Origin of the sequence: Streptomyces sp. NPDC093071 (genome assembly GCF_044754545.1) — a bacterium.
GTDB lineage: Bacteria > Actinomycetota > Actinomycetes > Streptomycetales > Streptomycetaceae > Streptomyces.
Map to the genome: position 1 here is coordinate 12,354 of NZ_JBIVPH010000014.1, position 21,626 is coordinate 33,979.

19 protein-coding genes are annotated in these 21,626 nt (G+C 71.0%); 12 read left to right on the forward strand and 7 right to left on the reverse strand.

What is annotated here, in order from left to right:
- The first annotated feature begins 2 nt into the window (after positions 1–2).
- The 9 genes from eccCa (at position 3) to ACIQD7_RS32000 (ending at position 11,460) form a co-directional block, all read left to right on the forward strand.
- Positions 3–3,968 carry a type VII secretion protein EccCa gene (gene eccCa / locus ACIQD7_RS31960; RefSeq protein WP_402446408.1) on the forward strand — a complete coding sequence of 1,322 codons (3,966 nt, stop codon included), beginning with the start codon at positions 3–5 and terminating at the stop codon, positions 3,966–3,968.
- 109 nt (positions 3,969–4,077) lie between these two features.
- The gene (locus tag ACIQD7_RS31965) at positions 4,078–4,533 is read left to right on the forward strand and encodes a hypothetical protein (RefSeq protein WP_402446411.1); all 456 of its coding nucleotides are present in this window, start codon (positions 4,078–4,080) and stop codon (positions 4,531–4,533) included.
- Positions 4,533–6,710: a hypothetical protein gene (locus tag ACIQD7_RS31970; RefSeq protein ID WP_402446414.1), complete on the forward strand. Its 2,178-nt coding sequence runs from the start codon at positions 4,533–4,535 to the stop codon at positions 6,708–6,710. Before ACIQD7_RS31965 ends, ACIQD7_RS31970 begins: the two co-directional genes overlap by 1 nt.
- Positions 6,711–6,771: 61 nt before the next feature.
- The gene (locus ACIQD7_RS31975; protein WP_402446417.1) at positions 6,772–7,392 is read left to right on the forward strand and encodes a hypothetical protein; all 621 of its coding nucleotides are present in this window, start codon (positions 6,772–6,774) and stop codon (positions 7,390–7,392) included.
- A 28-nt stretch (positions 7,393–7,420) separates the two neighbouring features.
- Positions 7,421–7,915 (forward strand): hypothetical protein, encoded by a 495-nt coding sequence (locus ACIQD7_RS31980; protein ID WP_402446420.1) that lies wholly within the window; start codon positions 7,421–7,423, stop codon positions 7,913–7,915.
- A gap of 11 nt (positions 7,916–7,926) precedes the next feature.
- Complete coding sequence (locus ACIQD7_RS31985) at positions 7,927–10,215, forward strand: DUF6571 family protein (protein ID WP_402446422.1); 2,289 nt, start codon at positions 7,927–7,929, stop codon at positions 10,213–10,215.
- A 4-nt stretch (positions 10,216–10,219) separates the two neighbouring features.
- Complete coding sequence (locus ACIQD7_RS31990) at positions 10,220–10,888, forward strand: hypothetical protein (protein WP_402446425.1); 669 nt, start codon at positions 10,220–10,222, stop codon at positions 10,886–10,888.
- A gap of 128 nt (positions 10,889–11,016) precedes the next feature.
- Entirely contained in the window at positions 11,017–11,187 is a 171-nt protein-coding gene (locus tag ACIQD7_RS31995) for a hypothetical protein (RefSeq protein WP_402446428.1), read from the forward strand.
- Between the two features lie 24 nt (positions 11,188–11,211).
- Entirely contained in the window at positions 11,212–11,460 is a 249-nt protein-coding gene (locus tag ACIQD7_RS32000; protein ID WP_402446431.1) for a hypothetical protein, read from the forward strand.
- A 64-nt stretch (positions 11,461–11,524) separates the two neighbouring features.
- On the opposite strand, the gene ACIQD7_RS32005 is transcribed toward ACIQD7_RS32000, so the two are convergent.
- The 7 genes from ACIQD7_RS32005 to eccB form a co-directional block, all read right to left on the reverse strand.
- On the reverse strand, positions 11,525–11,824 hold the full coding sequence (locus ACIQD7_RS32005) for a WXG100 family type VII secretion target (protein WP_121830596.1): 300 nt from the start codon (positions 11,822–11,824) through the stop codon (positions 11,525–11,527).
- Positions 11,825–11,879: 55 nt separating this feature from the next.
- Positions 11,880–12,242, reverse strand: a complete 363-nt coding sequence (locus ACIQD7_RS32010; RefSeq protein WP_121830595.1) for a WXG100 family type VII secretion target — start codon at positions 12,240–12,242, stop codon at positions 11,880–11,882.
- Positions 12,243–12,354: 112 nt separating this feature from the next.
- Positions 12,355–13,629 (reverse strand): S8 family serine peptidase, encoded by a 1,275-nt coding sequence (locus ACIQD7_RS32015; protein WP_402446434.1) that lies wholly within the window; start codon positions 13,627–13,629, stop codon positions 12,355–12,357.
- 25 nt (positions 13,630–13,654) lie between these two features.
- Positions 13,655–15,454, reverse strand: a complete 1,800-nt coding sequence (locus ACIQD7_RS32020) for a hypothetical protein (RefSeq protein ID WP_402446437.1) — start codon at positions 15,452–15,454, stop codon at positions 13,655–13,657.
- Between the two features lie 6 nt (positions 15,455–15,460).
- The gene (locus ACIQD7_RS32025; protein WP_202526839.1) at positions 15,461–15,937 is read right to left on the reverse strand and encodes a hypothetical protein; all 477 of its coding nucleotides are present in this window, start codon (positions 15,935–15,937) and stop codon (positions 15,461–15,463) included.
- Between the two features lie 201 nt (positions 15,938–16,138).
- Positions 16,139–17,401: a type VII secretion-associated serine protease mycosin gene (gene mycP / locus ACIQD7_RS32030; RefSeq protein WP_402446439.1), complete on the reverse strand. Its 1,263-nt coding sequence runs from the start codon at positions 17,399–17,401 to the stop codon at positions 16,139–16,141.
- A complete protein-coding gene (gene eccB, locus ACIQD7_RS32035; RefSeq protein ID WP_402446442.1) occupies positions 17,398–18,921 on the reverse strand; it encodes a type VII secretion protein EccB in 1,524 nt (507 codons plus the stop codon). Before eccB ends, mycP begins: the two co-directional genes overlap by 4 nt.
- A gap of 140 nt (positions 18,922–19,061) precedes the next feature.
- Here eccB and eccE point away from each other — a divergent pair, with 140 nt between their 5' ends.
- From eccE to ACIQD7_RS32050, 3 genes are all read left to right on the forward strand, one after another.
- Positions 19,062–20,450, forward strand: coding sequence for a type VII secretion protein EccE (gene eccE, locus ACIQD7_RS32040; RefSeq protein ID WP_202526837.1), 1,389 nt, complete (start codon positions 19,062–19,064; stop codon positions 20,448–20,450).
- Positions 20,447–21,166 carry a hypothetical protein gene (locus ACIQD7_RS32045; RefSeq protein ID WP_402446445.1) on the forward strand — a complete coding sequence of 240 codons (720 nt, stop codon included), beginning with the start codon at positions 20,447–20,449 and terminating at the stop codon, positions 21,164–21,166. The genes eccE and ACIQD7_RS32045 overlap by 4 nt, the downstream gene beginning before the upstream one ends.
- 149 nt (positions 21,167–21,315) lie before the next feature.
- Positions 21,316–21,549: a DUF397 domain-containing protein gene (locus ACIQD7_RS32050; RefSeq protein WP_053643325.1), complete on the forward strand. Its 234-nt coding sequence runs from the start codon at positions 21,316–21,318 to the stop codon at positions 21,547–21,549.
- The last annotated feature ends 77 nt before the right edge of the window (positions 21,550–21,626 follow it).

The window sequence follows — 21,626 nt, forward strand, 5'->3', positions numbered from 1 at the left end:
CTGTGAGTCAGATCGTCGTCAAGCGCCCACCACGGGCTCTGCCCTCCGAAGTGCCGAGCGAGCAGGTGCAGTTGCAACCTCCTCCGGAGCTCCCCCGGGGACAGCAGGAGGGCGCCCTGATGCAGCTCCTGCCGATGCTCGGCATGGGCGGTTCGGTGGTCTTCTTCTTCATGACGCCGAACCCGATCATGCGCATCATGGGCATGATCATGATCGCCTCGACGGTCGCCATGGCCATCGCGATGCTGGTGCGTTACCGGCGCGGGACGCAGGGGCAGCTCGCCGACATGCGGCGCGACTACCTGAAGTACCTGACCCAGACGCGGCGCGCAGTCCTGCGGACCGCCCGCCTCCAGCGCGACGCGCAGTTCTATCTGCACCCGGCGCCCGAGCAGCTGTGGGCGCTGGTCGCCGAGGGCAGCCGGGTCTGGGAACGGCGCATCGGCGACGACGACTTCGCGCAGGTGCGCGTCGGACTCGGCAGCCAGCAGCTCGCGACTCCGCTCATGGCCCCCGAAACCGCCCCCGTCGACGAGCTGGAGCCGCTGACCGCCGGTGCGATGCGGCAGTTCCTCACCGCGCACGGCACCCTGGACGGCCTGCCCATGGCCGTGTCGCTGCGCGCCTTCTACCACCTCACCGTGAGCGGGGACGGCGACTCCGCCCGCTCCACCGCGCGCGCCTTGATCGGCTCGCTCGTGGCGCTGCACTCCCCCGAGGACCTGGTCGTCGCCGTCGCCGCGGACGGCGGGGCGGCGCCCGCCTGGGAGTGGGCGAAGTGGCTGCCGCACGTGCAGGCTTCGGGGCCCGGGGACGGCGCGGGCAGCCGGCGTCTGATCACCACGGACGCGCGCGAGCTCCAGGAGATGCTCGACGCCCGGCTCGAAGGACGCCCCCGCTTCCAGGGCGCCGGCCATCCGCTGCTCGACCACCCGCACCTCGTCGTCGTGCTCGACGGCCAGTCGGTCCCGCAGACCTCGGCGCTCGCCTCCCCCGAGGGCATCCAGGGCGTGACGATCATCGAGGTCGTGCAGGGCCGGAACACCGGGGCCCGCGGCGACCTGGCCGTGGTCGTGGAGGGCGACTCGCTGCGCCTGGAGTCCGGGCACGGGCACGTGTACGACGGGACGCCCGACCGGCTGGACCCGGACGTCGCCGAGGCGCTCGCCCGCCAGCTCGCCCCGCTGCGGGTCGCGTCCGGTTCGGACGACGACGAACCGCTGCTCGCCAACCTGGACTTCACCGACCTGCTGAACCTCGGGGACGCGGCCTCGGTCGACGTCGCCCGCACCTGGCGGCCCCGTTCCCGCTCGGAGCGGCTGCGGGTGCCGATCGGCGTCGGCGAGGACGGCGTCCCGGTGATGCTCGACCTCAAGGAGGCGGCGCAGGAGGGCATGGGGCCGCACGGCCTGTGCGTGGGCGCGACCGGTTCCGGCAAGTCGGAGCTGCTGCGCACGCTCGTCCTCGGCCTGGCGGTGACGCACTCCTCCGAGACGCTGAACTTCGTCCTCGCGGACTTCAAGGGCGGCGCCACCTTCGCCGGCATGTCGCAGATGCCGCACGTCGCCGCGGTGATCACCAACCTGGCGGACGACCTCACGCTGGTGGACCGCATGGGCGACTCCATCCGGGGCGAGCTGAACCGGCGCCAGGAGATGCTGCGCGACGCGGGCAACTACGCCAACATCCACGACTACGAGAAGGCCCGCGCGGCGGGCGCGCCGCTCCAGCCGATCCCGTCGCTCGTCCTCGTCATCGACGAGTTCAGCGAGCTGCTCACGGCCATGCCGGACTTCATCGAGATGTTCGTGCAGATCGGCCGCATCGGGCGTTCGCTCGGCGTGCACCTGCTGCTGGCCTCGCAGCGCCTGGAGGAGGGCCGGCTGCGCGGTCTGGAGACGTACCTGTCGTACCGGATCGGTCTGCGGACCTTCTCCGCGGCCGAGTCCCGCGCGGCCATCGGCGTTCCCGACGCCTACACGCTGCCGAACGTGCCCGGTTCCGGGTACCTCAAGTACGGCACCGACGAGATGGTCCGCTTCAAGGCGGCGTACGTCTCCGGGGTGTACCGCGCGAACCAGCACGCCGTCGTGCCGGGCGGGCCGCTGCCCGTGGACCGGCGGCCCGCCCTGTTCACCGCGGCGCACGTGCCGGTGCACCACGTCGAACCGGCGGCCCGGGGACGGGTGCCCGAGGCCCGGAGGCCGGAGGACGACGCGCTGGCCGACTCGGTGCTCGACGTGATCGTGCGCCGGCTGGAGGGGCGGGGGGTCGAGGCGCACCAGGTGTGGCTGCCGCCGCTCGACAACCCGCCGCCGCTCGACTCGGTCCTGCCCGGTCTCGCGGGCGTGGAGGGCCGGGGCCTGACGCAGCAGGGGTACGAGGGGGCCGGCAGGCTCGTCGTCCCGCTGGGCGTGGTGGACAAGCCGTACGAGCAGCGCCGCGACACGCTCTACCGGGACTTCTCCGGCGCCGCGGGCCACATGCAGGTCATCGGCGGTCCGCAGTCCGGCAAGTCGACGCTGCTGCGGACGATCGTCTCCGCCTTCGCGCTGACCCACACCCCGCACGAGGTGCAGTTCTACGGCCTCGACTTCGGTGGTGGCGGTCTGTCGTCGGTCGCGGGCCTTCCGCACGTCGGCGGGGTGGCGTCCCGGCTCGACCCGGAGCGGGTGCGGCGCACGGTGGCCGAGGTCTACGGCGTCCTGTCCCGCCGCGAGGAGTACTTCCGCAGCGCCGGGATCGACTCCATAGCGACGTACCGCAGGCTCCGGGCCCGGGGTGACATCTCGGTGAAGGACCAGCCGTGGGGCGACGTCTTCCTCGTGATCGACGGCTGGGGCAACTTCCGCACCGAGTACGAGGGCCTGGAGGCCGCCGTCGTCGACATCGCCGCGCGCGGGCTCGGCTACGGCATCCACGTGATCCTGACGGCCTCGCGCTCCATGGAGGTCCGCGCGAACCTCAAGGACCACCTGATGAACAGGCTGGAACTGCGGCTCGGCGACACGATGGACTCCGAGCTGGACCGCAAGATCGCCGCCAACGTGCCGACGGGCGTGCCCGGCCGCGGTCTGACGCCGGAGAAGCTGCACTTCATGGCGGCCGTGCCGCGCATCGACGGCATCAGCTCGGACAGCGACCTGTCCGAGGCGACGGCCGCGATGACGCAGGAGGTCACGCGGCACTGGACGGCGCCGGGCGCGCCGGAGGTGCGTCTGCTGCCGCGCGAGCTGGACGTGCGCGAGCTGCCGGCCGGTCACGCGGAGCCGGGGCGCGGGGTGGCGTTCGCCATCGACGAGAACGGCCTGGAGCCGGTCTTCGTGGACTTCGACCGCGATCCGTTCTTCCTGGTCTTCGGCGAGAGCGAGTCGGGCAAGTCGAACCTGCTGCGGCTGCTGATCAAGCAGATCTCGGAGCGGTACGACGGCGGTGCGGCGAAGTTCTTCGTGATCGACAACCGGCGGGCGCTGCTCGACGTCGCCCCGGCGAGCCACCTCGCGGAGTACGTGCCCATGTCGAACAACATGGAGCACCACGTGGACGCGCTCGCCGACCTGATGCGGCGCCGCTCCCCGTCGGCGGACGTCACGGCGCAGCAGCTGCGGGAGCGCAGCTGGTGGCAGGGCCCGTCCCTCTTCGTCGTCGTGGACGACTACGACCTGGTGTCCACGTCCAGCGGCAACCCGCTGGCGAAGCTGACGGAGCTGCTGCCGTTCGCGCGGGACGTGGGCGTCCGCTTCATCATCGCCCGCAGCGCGGCCGGTGCGAGCCGGGCGGCGTACGAGTCCTTCATGCAGCGGATGATGGAGCTCGGCGCCCAGGGCGTCCTGCTCTCCGGCGACCCGCAGGAGGGCGACGTGCTCGGCGGCGTCCGCATGAGGCCGATGCCGGCGGGGCGGGGCATCTACGTGTCGCGGCAGCGGGGGAATCCGCTGGTGCAGACCGGCCTGGTGCCGGAGGTGTGACGGTGCGGCCGGCCGCGTTCCCGTCCGGGGCCCGGCCGATGACGAGGGGTCGCGGGGGCGGCCCTGGAACGGTCCATCCAGACGTACACACGGGGGAAGGAATCACGACATGGCGTGGGACGAGTGGGAACAGCTGAAGTCCTCGGCCGCCGATCAGGATTCGACGCGGATGCGGCTGAACCGGCTGCCCGACGAGCGGGAGGAGAACCGCGGCGGCGGTACCGGGGGCGACCTCGCGGTGGACGACCAGGACCTCGCCGCGGTCGGGAACAGCGCGTTCAAACTGTTCGAGGGCCTGGGGAATCACGGCCGTGACGCGTGGTCCAGCAGTCAGACGGCGGCGAAGGACCTCACGGCGCAGGAGTTCGAGCTGGGCGGCGCCCTGCAGGTGGTGCAGGACCGGTGGGAGAAGTCCCTGAAGACCCTGTTGGACGCGTGCGCGCACATCTCCAACCACATGGACTTCACCAAGAACGCGCACGCCGGCGACGAGTACTTCATCGCCACGACCGTCAGCAGCATCGCGACGCTGGACAAGGGCTTCGACGAGGGGGTGAAGCGCTGATGGACCTCGAAGCACTGCGCCAAGGCAACTTCGCGGCGCTGGGCACGGCGATCGACGACTGGACGAAGGTCGTCGGTCACCTCAAGGGCTACGAGAAGGACGCCCGCGAGGACCTGAAGGCGAAGGCTGACCGGGCCGAGTGGGCCGGGGTGAACGCCACGGTGTCGCGGCAGTTCGTCTCCAAGACGGCCGGCGAGTTCGCGGACGCGCTCGCGCAGGCCACCAGCATCCGGGACATCCTCCGGGACACCCGCGACGAGCTCGTGGGGTACCGCGACGAGCTCAACCGGGCCATCGACCGGGGCTGGGAGAAGAAGCTCTCGGTCGTGGGCGAGCAGGGCGGCGGCTTCCGGGTCTTCGTGAACGTCCATCCCGAGCCGCCGAACAGCGAGCAGGCCGTCAAGGACCTGCGGGACGAGCTCCAGGGCATCCTCACGAAGGCCACGACCAGCGACTCGACCGCCTCCCAGGTGTTGCGGGCCATCGCGGAGCAGGCCGACTACGGCTTCTCCGGCGTCTCGTACGAGGACCGGGACTCCGCCGCCGAGGCGATGCGGCGCGCCGACGACCTGGCGAAGCTGGCGAAGCACCCCGAGAAGATGTCCGACGCGGAGCTCAAGGAGTTCAACGACACCTTGGCGAAGTACAAGGACGACCAGCTCTTCTCGGCCCGGTTCGCGACGCGGCTGGGGGCCGAGGGCACGCTCCGGTTCTGGACCGAGATGTCGGACGTCCACATGGGCGCCCGCGACGGCGAGCTCAAGCGGATGGAGGAGTTCCAGAAGAACCTGAGCATGACGCTCGCCACCGCGACGCTCTCCGACACCGATGCGATGCAGTCCTGGAAGAAGGACCTGGTCGACCAGTCGAACAAGAACTTCGTCTCCGACGCCGTCAACGTGCCGGGGCGGACGGTCGGTGCGTACGGCTACCAGGTGATCAGCAGCCTGATGCACCACGGGAAGTACGACGCGGAGTTCCTCGACGCGTACGGCAAGCAGCTCCTCAAGCAGGACATGGCACCGGCCGGCCCGCCCGGCATCGGCTCCAAGAACCTGTGGCACGGCGACAACCACCAGCTCACGGACCTGGTGTTCGGCAAGGACGACGGGCGCGACCCCCTGGTGGGGTTCATGGACGCGCTGTCCCACAACTCCGAGGCCGCGACGAACACCTTCGACGACAAGAAGGTCCTGGAGCACGTCCTGGAGAGCACCCGGTACACCGACCGGGATACCTCGGTGGGCCGTGCCCTGGAGGCCGCCGTCATGGGCGTCGGCGTGGGCGAGAAGCCGGACGGCCCCGCTCCGCACACCGCGACCCAGGTCGGCATCATGAAGAACGTCATGCACATGGTGGCGCAGCCGGACGGCGGTTCGGACCTGGTGAGCAAGGGGCTCGGGGACAGCTTCGGGAACATGGCGAGCGCCTACATGCCGGAGATCAGCAGGGCCATGGCCGGCAAGGGCGCGGAGCCGATCTTCCTGACGGACAGCGCCCTCCCCGACGGACTCGACAAGACGGACGTGACGCGGTTCCTGTACGAGGTCTCCCAGGACCCCAACGGCCGGGCGGGCATCATCCTCGGCCAGGGCGTCTACACCTCCAGCCTGATGGAGGCCCACGTCTCCGACCCGTCCCTGTACGACGGAGGGCCCGCCGAGGCCATCCGCACGATCTCGGAGAGCACCGGCGTCATCCAGGGGATCGTCGGCCACGCCAACGCGGACGAGGGCATCAGCGCCGAGATCGCCAGCGAGAAGGAGCAGAACGATGCCCTCAAGGCGAAGGGCGACTACATGAAGGCGCTGGCCGGAGCGGCCATCGGCGTGGGCGCGGTCGCGCTCGCCCCGGCGACCGCGGCCGGATCGCTGGCGGGGGCCGGGGCCAGTGGCTACTTCGGCGGGATCGCCGGCATGGCGATCGACCGGCTCATGGACGGTCAGCAGGCGCAGGGCGCGACGGACCGGGCGCTCTACCAGACCGGCCGGGAACTCAACGACTACCAGGCCTCGGCGCAGAGCCAGACCAGGCAGTCGGCCCTGGACGCCATCGAGAAGTACGGTTCCGACCTGCCGCCCCAGTCGACGGGCAACCAGGTCCGCGACGCGGTGAACGACGGCTGGGTGGACAGTGACTCGATCCTCGAGGACGCCCATGTCCGGCCGGCGGCGTGATCCCGCGCCCGGCCCGGTCGACGAGTCTCCCCGTACGGAAGGCCCAGGGGCCAGGAAGGCGATGCGGATCGTGATCAGGAAGCGGTTGGCGGCGGCGGGAGCGGCCTGCGTCGTCGCGGCCGGGGCGGTCTTCGGGTACGTGGAGGTCTTCACCAAGGGGATCGACCGGCTTCCCGAGAGGCCGTGCGGGGGCGCCGTCGACCGCGGTCTCGCGGCCGACGCGCTGCCTTCCGCGCGGAAGGCGGAGGAGCGCGGGAAGCTCAACACGCATGGGGACGGGGATTTCCTGTTCGCCTGTTACGTGCGCACCGCCGATTCGGCCCTCTCCGGAGAGGCCCAGACCGGAGGGGGGACGGAAGCCGGCTGGCGAGAGGCGCACCGGTCCGACCTGGAGGAAGGCGCCGTCGCGGTGTCGGAGGGCGGAGTGCAGGCGCTGGCCCTGCCGACCGTCGCCTGGGTGTACGTGCCCTGCACTCCTCGCCGGTTCACGGAGGAAACGAAGAGACCGCATTCCCTGACCGTCGAAGCCAGGACCGTCGGAGAGACCCGGCTGCACGGTGACGCCTTGCGCCAGGTGGTGCTTGACTTCGCCTATCAGCTGGCGCGGCATTCGTACGAGGCAGGTGAATGCCAGGAGCAGCGAACATTCCCGGAGGAACTCCCCCGAATAGGTTCCGAATAGCCCGCAACCGCAAGGAGATGTGACGTCCATGGCATGGGACGAGTGGGAACGGCTGAAGGCCTCGGCGGCCGACAAGGACGCGGCACGGATGCAGTTGAACGGGTTGCCGCCCGAGGACAGGCCCAACGCGGGCAGTGCGTCCGGGGGGTTCCTCAAGGTCGACCAACAGGATCTCGCCGCGATCGGTGACGAGGCGTTCAAGCTCTACAACCGGCTGTGGAAGGAGGCGCGGGTCACCTCCACGGACTCGGCCGGGTCCGACCTCTCCTCCCAGGGCTTCGCGCTCGGCGGCGCCCTCCAGCACGTGTCGACGCGCTGGGACAAGCAGCTCGGTTCGGTGATGGACGCGTGCGCGCTCATCTCGAACCACATGGACTTCACGAAGAACGCCCACGCGGGCGACGAGATCTTCATCGAGCGGCACGTCTCCAGCATCCAGACGCTGGACGCGGGCTTCGACGAGGACTGGGCGGGCCAGGGGAAGCCCAATCCGGTCTACGCCGAGAAGAAAAAGAAGGACTAGAGGAGACCCCGATGGATTTCGAAGCCCTTCACTCGGCGAACTTCAAGCTGCTCGACGACACGGTCTCGGACTGGACGAGTATGCTCACCAAACTCCAGTCCCTGAAGAAGGACGCCCACGACGGACTGCAGGGGAAGGCCCTGAAGGCCGACTGGGCCGGCGACAACGCGGTGATCGGCCGCGAGTTCGTGGGCAAGACCGCCGGCGAATTCGGCGACGCCCTCACCCAGGCGACGTCCATACGCGACATCATGCTCGACACCCGGGACGAGCTGAAGACGCAGCAGCGGCTCCTGAAGGACGCCATCGAGCGCGGGCGGGGGAAGAACCTCACCGTCACCGCGAACGGCGGCGGGTTCACCGTACGGGAGAACCCCGACAAGAAGGCCCCCAACGGGCAGAGCGACGTCGACGGCCTCCGGGACGAGCTCCAGGGGATCCTCAACACGGCGACGGAGATCGACAGTTCCGCCGCCACCTCCCTGAAGGCGCTGGTCGACCTCACCGACCACGGTTTCTCCGACGCGGTGTACAAGGACCGCGACTCGGCGGCGAACGCCGTGAAGGAGGCCGAGAAGCTGGCGGCGATCGCGAAGAAGAAGCCGGAGGACCTCACGCCGGCGGACTTCGACGCGCTCAACGCCGGGCTCGGAAAGTACTCCGGGGATCCGATCTTCGCCGAGCACTTCGCCTCGACGGTGGGCCCCAAGGGGACCCTCGACCTCTGGGCGGGCCTGAACGAGATGCCGAAGAACAGGGACGTCTTCCCGGACCGTCACGAGAAGTACGCCGAGCTCCAGAAGAACCTGAGTCTCACGCTGGCCACCGCGACCCAGACGGACACGCCCGAGATGTCGCGCTGGAAGTACGACATGGTCAACCTGGCGGACCAGACCCTCTCCAAGAACAGCACCACGTTCGGGGCGCAGGTCATGAGCAACCTGATGCGCTGGGGCAACTTCGACGACCAGTTCCTCAAGGACTACGGCACGAAGCTCATCGACACCGAGAAGAAGATGAGCGACAACGGCCGCCACGTGCCGATCGGCTGGCAGCGCATGGGCATGGATCCGTACCTCAACCGCACCGGCACCGACTCCGGCTCGGACCCCATGACCGGCTTCCTCAAGGCGCTCTCCAACAGCCCCGACGCCGCCACGGACTTCTTCAACGCGGACTTCGTCACCAAGGACGAGGACCACGACTTCGAGGAGGACGCCGACGGCAACGGCAAGAACGAGAAGCGCGAGCTGAGCAACTTCGACTACCTCTTCGAAGAGCGGCACTGGCCCCAGGAGCAGGACGACAAGGGCAAGGACAGCATCGAGGGCCGCAACAACCTCGCCCAGGCCCTGGAGGCGGCGACGACCGGACATCCGGCGGGCGAGCTGCCGACCGCGAACACTCCGCCGCACAACGCGGACCAGGCGAAGCTGGTCACCGACATCTTCCAGTCGGTGTCGGAGAAACCCGAGCGGCTGACGAAGAACGGGTTCATGTCCGACAGCATGGGCCAGATCGCCGCCGAATACATGCCGGACATCCATCGGGGCCTGCACCCCGCCAAAACCGATGTGAGCACACTGTTCCCGGTGGCGGGCACACCCGCCGCTCTCAGCGAACAGGACATCACGCGTTTCCTCTACACCGTGGGACAGAATCCCGAGGGTTACGCGGCCGTCAACGTCGGACAGCACTCCTACACGTCTTCGTTGATGGAACACCACTTCGCCCACCCGACATCCCACCTGCCGGACGAGAACTTCAGTGTGAACGAGAACCTGAAGAAGTCGATCGAGGACATCGCCCGGGTTTCCGGTGAGATCGAGGGGACCATCGGCGCCGGCCGCGCGTATGCCAACGAGGTGGAGGGCGGAGCCAAGGACGAAGAGTTCAACTCCGCCATCGAAAGCGCCAGCACGTGGGTGAGCAGCGGTGTCGGCATCGGCATCGGGCTGGCCACGGCACCCGCCGTGGGCCCGGGTGGCGCCGTCGCGGGAGGCCTTGCCGGAACCGCGGCGGACGAGATCCTCGGGGCCCTCACCGAAGGGCTGATGAAGGACAGCACCGAAGAGGTGATCTACCGCAACGGAAAGGAGATCAACGACACGAAGGAATCCACTTACAAGCTCATCGAGGCGGCGGCCGAGAAGGCCGGAGAGAACGCGAAGAACCCCTCACCTCATATCGTCTCGGCTGCGGCGACGGCCGCCGAATCCGGATTCACCAACGCCCAGAGCATGGTCACGGACTACTGCAACGGACAGGGCATTCCGAAGCAGCTCGAAAAGGAAAAGTAACCCCATGGACGTCAAACGCAGGAGGCTTGCCCTTTCGGTCTCGGCCGTGGTCGTCGTCGCCGGTCTGGCCGTCGGCGCGGCATACGCGCTGGAGGTCCCTCCGTTCGCCGGGCGTGGAGTGCTCGACTCCGAGAACGTGTGCGCCTCGGCCGGAGACCCCGGAAGATCGGTTCCGGCGCTCGAGGACGTCCTGCCGAGCAGGACGTCGTACTCGTCCGAGGACCGGTACGACGGGAAGAACGTCGCGGAGGGCGGGTCGAGCTACAGCACCTACTGCTTCGTGTGGGGCGACGGCGATCTGCTGTTCAGCGCCCGGAGCCGGATGGTGCTCGCCGCCCCTTCGAAGGAGTGGGTGAGGGAAGCCCTGGAGCAGGAACGGACCGGGAAGGCCGAGGAGTTCGAGGCGGGCGCACTGGGCGTCGTCGACCCGACGAGCCTGAAGGCGGCGGTCCTCACGCCCTGTTCGGCTCCCGGAACCGTCGTGGGCGGCAGTTACAGCATCAGCACCGTGGTGCATCTGCGGCCCCATGACGGAGCGGGCGGTCCGAAGGTGAAGCAGCGGCTGGCGGACCTGGCCGTGGAGGCGGCGCGGTCCGCCCACAAGAGCGCCAAGTGCGACCTGCCGTCGGGGCTTCCCTCCGGAGGCCCCCGTGTCGGTGCGGATTCGGGGTGACCGCCGGGTCGCCGCGGAAGTGCGGCACGGCTCCGCGTCGTTTGGCGCGTCTGTTGGGGGCCGACGTCGGCACGGGGACCGTGCTCGTGCCGGCGGTCTCGTGCTCGTCTCCCGTGCGTGAGTACGCCGTGCCCGCCGAGCTGTGTGGTGTCGGGGTTCCGGCCTCGGTGCTGGAACCGGTGTTGCCGCCCGGCAAGGAGATCAGCGCGCGTCCCACGGATCCGCAGGGCACCGGGATCGCGCGGTGTCGGCTGCACGTCGACGGGGAGTCGGTGTTCTCGGCCGGTGTCGAGCGGTAGGGGAAGGACGCGTCCACCCGGGACGTGGTCGGTCCGGCGCAGTCGGTCGGTCCCGGCGACGCGCGGAGCGAGGACGGGCGGTTCGTCCACTCGGCCTCGGGCGCGGTCGGGAGGGTGGACTGCCGGGCCGCGGACGACGCGGGCAGGTCCGTGTGGGTGACGGTCAGGACGACGCGCGGCGGGACGACCGGGGAGCAGATGAAGGACCTCGTCACCGCGTACGCCGACGCCGTCGGCGCGTCGGGCGCCTGTGACGAGGTCCTGGGCCGGTAGGCACGGAACGGGGTGGACGCCTCCCGCGCGCGTCCACCCCGTGTGCTGCCGGTGCCGTCTCGGCTTAGAAGAAGCCCGCGGCCCGCTTGTCGCCCGCCTGGTAGGCCGGGGAGGCCTGGCGGACCGCCTTGGAGATGCCCTGGAGGGCGGTGTGGATGGCGCGGGTCTCCTTGTCCCACTTGGCGTGCGCGCCGTCCGCGGCGATCTTCGCCTCACCCTCCCAGGTGTTGGAGACGGAGCGGATCTTCGTCTGGATGTCCTCCAGGGCCTGGTCCAGACGCTTCGCCTGCGCCTCGATGGTGTTCGCCGCGTCATCGAGCGAGGAGTACGTGACGAGCATGACGCCGTCGTTCTTGGACGACATGGTTCCTCCGGGTGTCGGTGGGTGTACGGGTGGGCTGGTGCCGGGTCGCGCCGGGTCAGAGACCGGCGATGTTCGACCTGGCCGCGCGCTCGGCCCCGGCGTCGCCGGAGAAGCCCGCGGTCACGTCGACGCCCCGCAGGGCCGCCTCGACCTCGTCGTCGGTGTTGCTGGAGGTCGTCCGGGTGACCTGGATGGCCTCCTGGAAGTTGAGCATCAGCCTGGCGATGCGCACCATGCCCTGGTTGATCTCGTTCTGCTTGACGTCGAAGGCGCCGGCGCCGATGCCCTTCCAGCGGCCTTCGAGGCTGTCGATGACGCCCTGGAGGGACTGCAGCTGCCCCTTGACGTCGTCGAACTTGCGGGTGAGCTCGTCCTGGAAATCCTTGAGACTCTGATCGCCAACCTTCAAGACTGACATGTGTCGCTCTCCCTCTCTGGGTTTCTCGTTGAGATCGCGTGCGCCCGGTTCACGCGCACGTGGTTCGGTCGGTTCGGCCCGTGCCGCCGGCTCCGTCGGCGCCGGGCAGGGGTCAGGCGGTGCGCCGTCGGCGCACGATCACGAAGCCCGCTCCGGCCGCGACGGCCACGGCCGCGACGGCGCCGACGACGAGTCCCGTCCGTCCGCCGCCCTCCGTGCTCCCGCTGGAGCCTGCCACAACGGTGTCGGAAGTCGGCTTGCCGTCGGGAGCTTGTGTCACATCTGATGCAGACGGTTCCGGGGAGCCGGTCGGGGACGACGCGTCCGACGATGGGGTCGGCCCGGGTGCGCCGATGGTCCTCGTGTTGGTCAGGGGGTTGACGTTCGGGTCGCCCGGCTTGCCGAGACCGCGGTTGATGTGGGCGTTGGGCCGGACGATCCCGTGGCCGAGGTAGCTGCTGAGCGTGCCCGGCTTCCAGTCGCTGCCGCGTGCCGCGGACTCGAGCATGACCCGGAGGACCTGGTTGGCGGTCCAGTCCGGGTGCACGGACCAGATGAGGGCGGCGGTGGCGGAGGCGATGGCGGAGGCGTTGCTGGTGCCGTTCCCCGTGCAGTAGCTCTTGAAGTTCTTGTCGCACCAGCCGGGAATGTCGCTGCCCGGTGCGGCGAGATCGATGTAGTCGCCGTGCTGCGAGTAGTCGCCCACGACGCCCTCCCGGTCGGTCGCCGCGACGGCGACCACTTCGGGATAGGCCGCCGGGTACTGCTTCTTGTTGCCCTTCTTGGCGGTGTTCCCGGCCCCCGCGAAGACCAGCTTCCCCTTCTCGTTCGCGCGTTGGATAGCTTCCTGGGTATAGATGTCGGAGTAGTCGGAAGCCATGGAGATGTTGATGATCTGCGCGTCGCTGTCGACCGCGGCCTTGACCGCCTCCTCCAGGTCGAAGGCGTTGACGCCGCGTTCGTGCTGTCGCTCGGTGTCGCTCACCCGGTAGGGGATCACCCGGGCGTCCGGCGCCAGGCCTTTGACGCCGCCGTTCGCCCCGGAGCCGACGATCAACTCGGCCATGGTCGTCCCGTGGCCCGTGTAGTCGTCGGTCTCGTCGCCCTTCGTGTTGGAGGCGTCCCAGCCCTTGAGCACCTTGCCCTTGAGCGAGGGCGTGTTCGGGTTGACCCCGGTGTCGATGACGGCGACCTTGATGCCCTTGCCGGTCGCCTTCTTCCAGATGTCCTCGGCGCCCATGGCGTCCAGGTACCACTGCCCTGGATGGGCGTCGGCGGCGACCGCCGCCGGAGCGGCTCCGACGAGAGCCGCCGTCAGCGCCGTTGCCGCCGTGGCGCCGAGCAGCGCTCGCCGAAGCCTGCCGCTCCCGATCATTCCTGCCGTCATCCTGACTTCCGAGCCTTCCGGGTGGTTAGCCGATCACCGGCGGCACGGTGCCGTGCCGCCGGTTCGTCCAGGTCTCCTCGTCCTCCGTCAGGTAGTCGGGGCGCGAGGAGCCTTCGCGGTCCTGTTCGTCACGGTCCGGACGCCGGGTGCCGCGTCCGCCGCCGACGGGTGTGCCGGTGCCGCGGGGGCTTCCGACGACGCCGTTGGTGCTGGGGGTGCCACGGCCGGCGGGGCGTGCGGTCCCCTTGCCGGTGGGGGCGCCCACCACTCCCGCCTGGGTGGGCCGGGCCGCGGCCGTACGGCCCGCCGCCGGGCCGTCGCCGCCGACGACGGTGCCCTTGGGGATCCGCGATCCGGTGCCCCCGGCGGAGGTGCGCTGCGGGGTGCCGCCGACGATGGGGTTGGACCGTCCGCCGCCCGTACGGCCGGTGGCGAACTGCCCCGGGCCGCCGGGGCGGCCGGTCTGGGGCGTGGCGCGTCCGGCAGGGGTGGACTGGCCGGTGGCCTGCGGCCCGCCCGCCCGTCCCACGGGGCCGCCGGAGCGGCCCATCGCCTGCGCGTTCGCCGGACCGGCCGAACGGCCCATGGCCTGCCCGTTCGCCGGGCCGCCGGAACGTCCCACGGCCTGTGAGCCCGCAGGTCCGCCCGAGCGTCCCACGGCGGGGGAGGTCCCCGGTCCGCCCGAACGGCCCACGGCGGGAGAGGTGCTCGTCGGTCCGCCCGAACGCCCCACGGCGGTCCGGCCGACGGGCGGCTGTCCGCCGGGCGTTCCGGTGATCCGGGGGCCCGTGGTACGCGGCGGGGTGCCGAGCGCGACCGGCGGCGGCAGCGTGGGGCCGGTCGGGCCCGGGGTGTTCGTGGGCGCGGTCGGTGTGGGCGCGGTGGTCGTGATCGGGGGTGCCGGAGGCGTGGCGACCGAGTCGATCTGCACCTTCGTGCCCGGCCGGCCCTCCCGGATCGGCTCGGAGCCGTCGAGTTCGTGCCCGGTGCGGGGCGCCGTCTGGGTGGCGCGGTCTTCACTGGCGCCGATGTGGCCCGGTGTCTCCCGGGACAGGCTGCCGTCACGCGACAGGCCGCCATCGCGCGAGGCGGAGGAACCGTCCATGCTGCCGACCCTTTTGAGCGGTGGCGGCACCGCCGCCCGGTACGACTTCGGCGGCTTCGGCAGCGTCTGGGCCCCCAGGACCTCCTGGGAGACCACGTAGAACGAGGCCAGGCGGTTCATCTGGTTGATGGCCTCCTGGCGGTCCTTCTCGACCTGGAGGGCCTTCTGGTAGTCCTTGTTGTCCTGGGTGCGCTCCGGCGGCGCGAAGTCCTCGGGCTTCTTCTGGACGAGGCGGTGGTCGCGCGGCGGCTTGGCGTTGCGGACCGAGGAGAGGCCGGTGCTGGCCACCTTCATCTGGGCGCCGACCGCGTTGGCGACCTTGCCGATGCCCCAGGCGTAGGACACGACCTCGGAGCCGTAGCGCTGGAACTCGGTGGCGGCGGCGCCCTTCCAGTCGACGCCGCGGACGAAGGTGTTCAGGTCCTTCGCGGCCTGGTTGAGGGCGGTCGTCGCCTTCTCCAGGGCTTCGCCGGCCTGCTCCAGGTCGGACGGGTTCGCGCTGTCGAGGAGGTCGAGCATCGCGTTGAGCCGGTGGCCCTCGAACGACGTCGAACCGTAGACGCTTCCCTTGAACCCCACGCTGAAGGGAAGGACCTCCTCCATGTTCTCCAGGAAGTCCGTGACCGCGTAACGCCGCTGGATGTCGGTCGTGTCCTGCGCCTGCTGCTGCTCCTGGGGCGTCAGGTTCGGCGTCGCGTTCGGCTGCTTCTCGTCACTCATGGGTCGTCACCTCAGTCCCTTCTCACCGCTCTTGGTGCCCTCGCGAGGCTGGGCGGGCTGTTCAGGCTGGGCGGGCGGGGCGGGCTGAGCGGGATCGCCGCTCTGCGCCGCCTTCTCCTGCTTGATCGCCTCCTCGCGCTCGTCCGCGAGGCGTGTCCGGATCTCGTAGAAACGCCGGCGCTGGTCGTCCTCCACGTTGTCGTAGCCGACGTCGGCCGCGTGGACCCCGATCTGCAGCAGCTCGATCTGGCCGCCGAGGGACTTCGACAGCGCCACGAGCGCTTTCTGCACCCGGTCGTACTCCCCGAAGAAGCCGTCCGCCTCCTTGAAGGGGATCCCGACGCCCAGGGAGTCGCGCGTCACCTGGTTCGCGCCCAGCCGGGTCGCGCCGCCCGCGCCGTTCGCCAGGTCCGTGATGATCCCGTCGACCCGGTCACGGAACTTCTTCAGCTCGCCGACACCGCGCTCAAGGTCACTCGTCACCGTCGCCCCCGTCCCCCGTCGCCTCACACACGAGCCATTCCTCCCCGTTCACTCCTACTGCCCCACATTGCGATCGTGACGACTCCCCGTCCACCGATCGCGCGCCTATCACTGTAATGACTGGGACCGACAGTCCCAAGTGACGTGCGCCGCACAAGACTTCTCCGCATCGACGCTATCAGCCGTGTGCGGCTGCAACCCTCACCGGGCGGATCCCCGGACGGTCCTGCGGCGATGGTCCCGCAGGGCCACCGCCGTCCCCGCGATCGCCGCCACCAGGACGCCCCCGCCGACCACCACGTAGGTCGCCAAGCGGGACGCACGCTGTTCCGGGGTCTCGCCCAGGTGGAGGGCGGCCGGGGTCGGGGCCTCGGCGCGGGTCACCCCCTCGTGGGCGACGGGCTTCTCGATCGGCTTGTCGTCCTCGGTCAGGGCCCTGACCGGGTCGACCACGCCCCAGCCGACCAGGCGGTCGTGGCCCGCGACCGAGCGTTCGGCGGTCTGCTGGATCTGGGCGACGATCTGCTCCTGCGTCCATCCGCGGTGCTCGGCCTTGAGGAGGGCGGCCAGGCCGGCGACGTACGGCGCGGAGAAGCTGGTGCCGTTGTCGGCGCAGTGGCCGCCGCCCGGCACCGTGGAGACCATGTCGACGCCGGGCGCGGCCACGCCGACGAAGTCGCCGGACTGGGAGAACTGCGCGCGTTCGTTGTTGCGGTCCGACGCGGCGACGGCGAGGACGCCCTCGTACGAGGCCGGGTAGGTGCGCTTGACGTTGCCGCCGAGGCCGTCGTTGCCCGCCGAGGCGACGACCACGATCTCCCGCTCCAGGGCCTCGTTCACGGCGTCTTCGAGGAGCTTGGTGGGCTTCACGGCGTCGGCCGTGTCCTGGGAGATGTTGATCACGTCGGCCTTCTTGGCGATGGCGTGCCGGATCGCCGTCGCGAGCGTCTCCGCGGTGCCGTGGCCGTCGGCGTCGTTCTGCTGAACGGGGATGATCACGGCGTCCGGCGCCAGGCCGACGAATCCGGTGCCCTTGGCGGGGCGGGCGGCGATGATGCCGGCCACCTTGGTGCCGTGGCCCACGGTGTCGGTGGTGCCGTTCTCGTTGCCCCGCTTCAGTTTGTACCCGTTGGCGTCCTTGGCGTCCTTGGGGATGAGGTTGATCCCGCTCTTGACGTCCACGGCCTTGGCGAGCTGCGGGTTCTTCACGTCGACGCCCGTGTCGATGACCGCGACCCGGACGCCCTTGCCGGTGGACTGCGACCACAGTTCGTCCAGCATGACGCGCTGGAGCGACCAGGGGCGGCCCTCGTACTTCTTGCCCGGGTAGGTGCACTGGGAGCCGTCGTCCGCCGCCGCCGTGGAGAGCGGCAGGCCGAGGGCGCAGAGCGTCGTCGCGGCCGCGACGGCGAGCACGCGCCGGGAGGGTCCGGAGAGCCGGTCGGCCGGCGTCCCGGTCCTCATGAGCCCTGCGGCTGACGTGCGCCGCCCGTGGAGAGGCGGGGGCCGGTGGGCAGGAAGGTCGACCACTCGGCGGGGACGGGAAGCGGCTCGACGTTCTTGTAGCCGAGGCGGTTCTGGGCCTGCTGCGCCTCCGCCTGCCGGGCCTTCTTCTCCTCCTCCGAGCCGGACGAGCCGATCCCGGAGTCGTCGGTGGCGCTGTCGCCGTTGGACTGCATCGCGTAGCGCAGGCCGGTGTCGGTGACGAGGAAGAGGAAGCCGCTGGAGGTCGTGGAGCCCTTGAACTGCCGGAAGAGCTGACCGGATCCGGGGGTGACGTACGCGCTGCTGGAGCCGGTCGGCAGGGCGGCGGGGAAGTCCTTCCCCGCCCAGGTGCTCAGCGTGGTCGCCCCGTTGTCCGCGTCGACCTCGCGCAGCACGTTGCACACGGTGTTCCGGCTGCCCTCGTCGGTGCTCGCCTCGTTGACGGGCACCGGGACGGCCTCGGGCCACTTCTTGTCCCGGCCGAACGCGCGGCCCGGCCGGAAGGCGCCGCCGCTGACCGAGGTCGCCTGCCCGGCCTGGCCGAGCTCGACCAGCTGCCGGCTGTTGAGCAGCAGCTTGGCCGTGAAGTCCGAGACGGGCGCGACCGTGCCCCGGAGTACGACGTACATCTGCTTCCGGGTGCCGTCCGTCGCGGACAGCACCGTCCCGATCCGGTCGGCCCCGGAGGGGAGGTCGGAGATCCCGGCGGGTTCGCCGACCCGGCCCGGGACGTGCGGGAAGGAGATGGCGTCGCCCTTGTGGAGGGTGTTCAGCCAGGCATCCGAGACCCGCTGGGCGGCGCGGCCCTGGCCGACGAGCTGGCGCAGGAGCAGTTCGTCCTTCTCCACGGGGTACGCGGTCCCCTTCGCGTCGACCACGTAGCGCTTGCGGTCGGGGCCCTCGACGTACAGCAGTTGGCCGCCGGTGAGGCGCTCCGCGCCGTCGGTCCTGCCCTCCTCGCGGGCGGCGAGGACGAACGCCGCCTTCTGGATCGCCCGGCCGCCCTCGCCGGGACGCTCGCAGACGGCCCAGCGCTTGGCGGAGCCGGCCTCCTTGTCGCCGGGGAGGCGGTCGGGGGCATAGGGGATGCCGAGCGTGGCGCCGTGCGGGATCTTGCCGTTGTCGAGCACGGACTCGTCGACGCTGATGACCTTGCCCTTGTCGGGGTCGAGGAGCAGCTTGGCCGACGACATGTTGAGGACGGGGTGGAGCTGTGTCTTCTCGCCGGTCTTGAGCACGACGTAGCGGGTGGTCGACTTGCTCGCGATGATGACGTTCTCGCCGGGCTTGTCCCAGTCCTTGGGGGCGACGGGCTTGAACATGCCCCAGGCCCCGAAGACCGCGAGGACCACCGCGCCGACGATGGCCCCCGGCACCACCGCGCGCAGGGGGCGGGGCGCGCCCTCCTCCGACCCCGTCGCGTTCGGTTGCACGAACTGTGCGACCAGCCTTCGCTTCGCGAAGGTGTAGGCGTTCAGTTCGTCCCGACGTGATGCCATCTGTTCGCTCGTCCCTCTCCCCGATGGGCGACCAGGGTCCCACGACCCACGGACCCGGTCAGCCGTCCCGCCGCCCCCTACTATGCCTGTCGGCGCTTGCGTCCCACTGCTCAGGTAGGGTGATCGCCCAGTCAACGCCCATGGGAATTCGGCTATTACGGACACGAGGGGGCAACGTGGCGACGGGTACGGCGACGCGTGCACGGCACGGGCAGGCCGGCGACCCGGCACCCGGAACTTCCCGACGGCAACGCAGCAATGACCGGGGCGACGTTCGAACGACGGCCGCCCCCCGGGGCGTCCCCGCGACCACGACCCCCCGCCCGCTGTCGCGCGCCGGCCGCGTGGGTCCGTTCCAGCTGCGGCAACTCGTCCTGGTGGAGTCGGCGCTGGCCCTCGTGGCGGTCGGCCTGGTGATGGGCGGCCTCTGGCTCGTGCCCACCTGCGTCGTCGCCGGCGTCCTGGTCCTGCTGGCCGTCATACGCCGCCGGGGACAGGCCGTGCAGGACTGGCTGGGGACCGTGCTCGCGCTCCGCGCGCGCCGGAGCGCCGCCGCCCCGGCCCCGGCCGACGCGGACCCCGCCCTCGCCCCGGTGGGCGAGAACGTGCCGGGCTTCCGCGCCTCGCCCTACGTCGACCGCAACCACCGCACCGTCGGCATGTTGGGCGACGGCACCTTCCTGACCGCCGTGCTGCGCGTCGAGGCGAGCGGCTCGGCGCTGCGTCCGGTCTTCGGCGCCCGTGCCTTCCCGCTCTCCGTGCTGGGCGGCGCCCTGGAGGTCGACGACATCGTGGTGGAGTCGGTGCAGCTGGTGCAGCAGGTGCGCCCGGCCCCGGCCCTCCACCTCCCCCAGCAGGCCGTGGCCCGGCTCTCGTACGCCCCGCTCCAGGAGCGGACCGGCGCCCCCGCGCTGCGGCTGACCTGGGTGGCCGTGAAGCTGGACCCGGAGCTGTGCCGGGAGGCCGTGGAGGCGCGCGGCGGCGGACTGGAGGGCGCGCAGCGCTGTCTGGTGCGGATCGCCGACCACTTGGCCAGCCGCATCACGGGCGCGGGTTTCCAGGCCACCGTGATGGACCAGGAGGAGCTCAACTCCGCCATCGCCACGGCGGTCTGCACGAACCCGCGCGCCGTCGCCCGCGCGGGCCGGCCCGACGCGGCGCCGCAGCGGCGGACGGCCGAGACCTCCCGGGTCTGGCGGTGCGACGACCGCTGGCACACCTCGTACGCGATCGGCCGCTGGCCCGAGCTGGGGCGGGGGGCGACGCCGCTGCCCCGGCTGGTCTCGCTGCTCACCTCCGTACCGGCATACGCCACGACGTTCAGCCTCACCGTCCGGCGCGGCACCCGCCAGGGCGCCATGGACCTCGACGGCCACGTGCGGGTCACCGGCGGCTCCGACAACGAACTGGTCCGGGTGCGCCGGACCCTGGAACAGGCGGCGCGCGCCGCGAAGGTCGGCCTGCTGCGCCTGGACCGCGAACAGCTGCCGGGCGTGCTGGCAACGATGCCGCTGGGAGGCGCCCGATGATCGGACGCGGCCGGAAGCAGAGCCGGCCGCGCGGCCTGATCGGTCCGCGGCAGGCGGGGCACACCCTGCCCGCCGACCAACTCTCCGCCCTGTCCCTGCCCGTGGGCGACGACGGCGTGGTCATCGGCGAGGACGCCGAGGGGCGGTCGCAGCTGGTGGGGTTCCACCGCTCGACGCCGTACGACGTGCTCCTCATCGGCGGTCTGTGGACGGCGCAGGTACTGGCGCTGCGCGCGGCCGGCACCGGGGCGCGCGTGGTCGTGGAGACCGGGCGGCCGCACGGGTGGGTCGGTCTGGCGCAGGCGGCCGGGGCGGGCCTGGAGTGCATCACCCTCCACGACGTGGGGCGGGTGCCGCCGCTGGGCGCGACCGTCGGCAGTCCCGCCGTGGTGGTGCGCGACTGCGGGATGCGGCCGCCGCGCGGACGCGTCGTCTCCTCCCCCTGGCAGTCGGTGCTGACCCTCCTCCCCTACCTCAGCCCGGTCGCGCCGCGTCTCATGCGGTCCGCGACGCTCGTGGGCGTCCAGCGGGTCTCCCCGCAGGAGGCGCAGCAGATCGGGACCATCCTGGGGCTGACGCGGGGCGAGGTCGAGGCGCTGCCGACGCTGGCGGACGGGGTCACGCTCTGGTCCTCCGGCGGGGAGCGGCAGTGGGTCATGACGAGCCCCACGGACGCGGAGGCGGGCCTGCTCGGGACCGCCCGCCGGATGGACTGAGCCACCAGCGGGTGAGCGGGCGGCCGAACCGCCCCCGCCCGAAAGCCGGGCTGCCTACTATGGCCCCGGTGACCGCCGGGCCACGGCGAACGGCCCGGCACCGTGCGGGACGTGGGCCGTTCCGCCGGCCGCGAGCGAAAGGAATCCCCATGGGGAGCGCGCAGGAAAAGGACGAGCTGTACGCCCTCGACATCTCCGGCGTCGAATGGCAGGGCGCCCCGGGCACCAGCCCGGACGAGGAGCGCGTCGAGATCGCCCATCTGCCGGGCGGAGGCGTCGCCATGCGTTCCTCGCTGGATCACGACACCGTGCTGCGGTACACCGAGGCCGAGTGGCGGGCCTTCGTACTGGGCGCGCGGGACGGGGAGTTCGACCTCCGCTGAGGCGTCGGGGCGTTCGGGAGCCGGGAAGTCACGCCGGTCCCCGGAGGGTTCCGCCGACCGGCGGTCGCGCGGCCGAA

Bases quoted from the DNA above. Each gene is read 5' to 3' on its own strand.
- ACIQD7_RS31970 (WP_402446414.1), top strand. From the start codon at position 4,533: ATGGACCTCGAAGCACTGCGCCAAGGCAACTTCGCGGCGCTGGGCACG.
- ACIQD7_RS32045 (WP_402446445.1), top strand. From the start codon at position 20,447: ATGATCGGACGCGGCCGGAAGCAGAGCCGGCCGCGCGGCCTGATCGGT.
- ACIQD7_RS32050 (WP_053643325.1), top strand. From the start codon at position 21,316: ATGGGGAGCGCGCAGGAAAAGGACGAGCTGTACGCCCTCGACATCTCC.
- ACIQD7_RS32020 (WP_402446437.1), bottom strand. From the start codon at position 15,454: ATGAGTGACGAGAAGCAGCCGAACGCGACGCCGAACCTGACGCCCCAG.
- ACIQD7_RS32010 (WP_121830595.1), bottom strand. From the start codon at position 12,242: ATGTCAGTCTTGAAGGTTGGCGATCAGAGTCTCAAGGATTTCCAGGAC.
- ACIQD7_RS32015 (WP_402446434.1), bottom strand. From the start codon at position 13,629: ATGACGGCAGGAATGATCGGGAGCGGCAGGCTTCGGCGAGCGCTGCTC.
- ACIQD7_RS31975 (WP_402446417.1), top strand. From the start codon at position 6,772: ATGCGGATCGTGATCAGGAAGCGGTTGGCGGCGGCGGGAGCGGCCTGC.
- eccB (WP_402446442.1), bottom strand. From the start codon at position 18,921: ATGGCATCACGTCGGGACGAACTGAACGCCTACACCTTCGCGAAGCGA.
- eccE (WP_202526837.1), top strand. From the start codon at position 19,062: ATGGGAATTCGGCTATTACGGACACGAGGGGGCAACGTGGCGACGGGT.
- mycP (WP_402446439.1), bottom strand. From the start codon at position 17,401: ATGAGGACCGGGACGCCGGCCGACCGGCTCTCCGGACCCTCCCGGCGC.
- ACIQD7_RS31980 (WP_402446420.1), top strand. From the start codon at position 7,421: ATGGCATGGGACGAGTGGGAACGGCTGAAGGCCTCGGCGGCCGACAAG.
- ACIQD7_RS31990 (WP_402446425.1), top strand. From the start codon at position 10,220: ATGGACGTCAAACGCAGGAGGCTTGCCCTTTCGGTCTCGGCCGTGGTC.
- ACIQD7_RS31965 (WP_402446411.1), top strand. From the start codon at position 4,078: ATGGCGTGGGACGAGTGGGAACAGCTGAAGTCCTCGGCCGCCGATCAG.
- ACIQD7_RS32005 (WP_121830596.1), bottom strand. From the start codon at position 11,824: ATGTCGTCCAAGAACGACGGCGTCATGCTCGTCACGTACTCCTCGCTC.
- ACIQD7_RS31985 (WP_402446422.1), top strand. From the start codon at position 7,927: ATGGATTTCGAAGCCCTTCACTCGGCGAACTTCAAGCTGCTCGACGAC.